The organism is Streptococcus sp. 10F2 (genome assembly GCF_054331515.2).
Window position 1 is genome coordinate 1 of record NZ_JBTGGE020000042.1, and the last position, 2,690, is coordinate 2,690.

At 39.3% G+C, this 2,690-nt stretch carries 1 protein-coding gene; it reads right to left on the bottom strand.

The window, feature by feature from the left end:
* Positions 1–452 precede the first annotated feature (452 nt).
* The coding region (locus ACXM1Q_RS07190; RefSeq protein ID WP_458517481.1) for a GBS Bsp-like repeat-containing protein at positions 453–2,690 on the bottom strand (2,238 nt) is incomplete at its 5' end.

The following is a 2,690-nucleotide window of genomic DNA, read 5'->3' on the forward strand; positions in this document are numbered from 1 at the left end:
AGATATGAGTATGAGACGAAAGAAGTTCCATTTGAGTATGGTATTCGATAAATTTTTAAGGGTACTAATTTAAAAAGATTCTAGTAGGGAATAAATCTACTAGAATCTTTCATGCGTTTGTCGTGACAAAACTCCCCCAAACATTCAAAATATTACTCAAACATCACTAAGTAAACATCAACTCCCAGGGCAGTAGGATAAAATCAAACCATTTGAAAAGTAGCTATGTACGTCTATAACTGATAATAAGACTGATATCGGACTTCTTAACCTAATATTCTATCTAAAAGAAACTGGCAAAAACGAACCTTTTTAGGCTTCGCTTGAAATTTGAATAGCTAAAAACAGCTTAGAATCAACGTTTCTAATAACGTAATTCTAAGCTGTTTTCTATTTTGAAGACTTCTTACCCAACCTCTTTTTATACTAAATCAATACTTTAATTTTTACCTTTAGGCACGTTTCACTGCAATAGCAGGTGAACCTAGTGCATTGTCATAGGAATTATGACTCCGTACATTCCAAAGATAATCTAGACTATGCCATCCACTCAATGACTTCGTATAAGGATCTGATAGTTTAACTTTTCCATCCTTATATTCAGTCAATAATAGTTCGTGGGTACTTGGGTAGTTTACAAAGACACTCGGTCCTACAGCAAGAAGAACTGGATTTCCTAACTCCAGACTTGCTTGAATCGCCTGTTTTGTTTTTAGAACTTCTGACTTATAGCCCCAATGACTCACTGCTTTCGCAATACCAGTTGCTGCAGTTCCTGGACCAATTTTATTAAAGGCATCTGTATTCTTATAGATATAGTCTCCTACTTCTGTTGGAAGGACTGTTTTACCTGAGAGTCCAGTAAATGCCATCGCTAGAGTAGTTGGAACACATCCTGTAGGTCCAAACAAGTAATTTCCATAACGTTTATTCGCCCAGCGGCTATCTAATTGAGAATAGTACGGTACTTCAAGCTTTTGAGGAGTTTGTGGAGCAGGCGCAGGACTGGTTTTAGGAATTGCTACGTTCTCTAACTGAGTTCTCTCTGCTTTCGCCATACTCAATAATTTATCAATGTCAATACCACCTGGACAGAGTGTTGCAGAAACTTCATCATGTCCAATTACATGGTCACGATCGAGTGGGATATTATAGCGAAGCGAAATATCTGCGATCAATTTAGCCGAATTGCGATAAGTTTCTTCTGCAATTGTCCACTCTGGTCCTAAACTATTATTTAGATGCTCAATCCCAATGGAGCGTTGGTTGGTAGGATAATGCCCCGCATGCCAAGCAACTTCATTTTCAGGTACGACTCCCCAAATTTTATCTGGAGTAACCTGATAATGAGCCGAGGTCTCATTCCCATTTCGGATATACCAAGTCGCTCGTGCTCCCTCATCACTCATGCCAGCATTATGGTGAATCACGATACGATCAATGGTGACACGGTTCTGATCAGAATAGACAGGATTCGAATCAATATGAGTCACAACTCCAGAATATTTTTTCGTTCCTACCCATTTTTCTGGATAGCCTTTTCCTACATTTGCTGGCTTTGGAGCATCAAAGCTAGTACTATCAAGCCACTTCAACTGACCTGTAGCATCTTTTACATAAGAATGAATTGTATACATTCCATATTCATAATTATGGCGGCTGTACTCAATACGAGCCTTATAACTACCATCGGCTTGTCTACTAGCCTTATGCCAGATTAAATCATCTTGACCATTATGAGAAGTCCATGTTGGTACCAGTACTTCACGAACATTTGTAAACTTATTCAAATTTGTAATGCGTACATCAAAACCTGTATCGTTCGCATTTTCTACATGAATAGATTTCTGACTTTGAGGAATTTGTACAATTGTCTCAGTCACATAAGTCCGTTGATTGCTTCCAGTCACGTAATGCACATGAACCTGATACTTACCTGAATCATATTTGTGTTGGCTGGTCTCAATGTGGACTTTATAACTTCCATCAGTTTGTTTGCTTGCCTTATGCCAAACAATATCGTCTTGACCATTCTTTTCAGACCAAGTTGGAACTAAAACTTCTTTGACACCAGCTGGGTGATTGACATTCTTAACTACCACGTCAAAACCTGTCGATGAAACATTAGACGTCGAAACCTGACCCGTTTTCTGAACGACTGGTGCCTGTGGAATCCCCACCGTCGTCTCAGTCACATAAGTCCGTTGATTGCTTCCAGTCACGTAATGCACATGAACCTGATACTTGCCTGAATCATATTTATGTTGGCTGGTCTCAATGTGGACTTTATAACTTCCATCAGTTTGTTTGCTTGCCTTATGCCAAACAATATCGTCTTGACCATTCTTTTCAGACCAAGTTGGAACCAAAACTTCTTTAACACCAGATGGATGATTGACATTCTTAACAATCACATCAAAGCCTGTCGATGAAACATTAGACGTCGAAACCTGACCCGTTTTCTGAACGACTGGTGCCTGTGGAATCCCCACCGTCGTCTCAGTCACATAAGTCCGTTGATTGCTTCCAGTCACGTAATGCACATGAACCTGATACTTACCTGAATCATATTTATGTTGGCTGGTCTCAATGTGGACTTTATAACTTCCATCAGTTTGTTTGCTTGCCTTATGCCAAACAATATCGTCTTGACCATTCTTTTCAGACCAAGTTGGAACCAAAACTTCTTT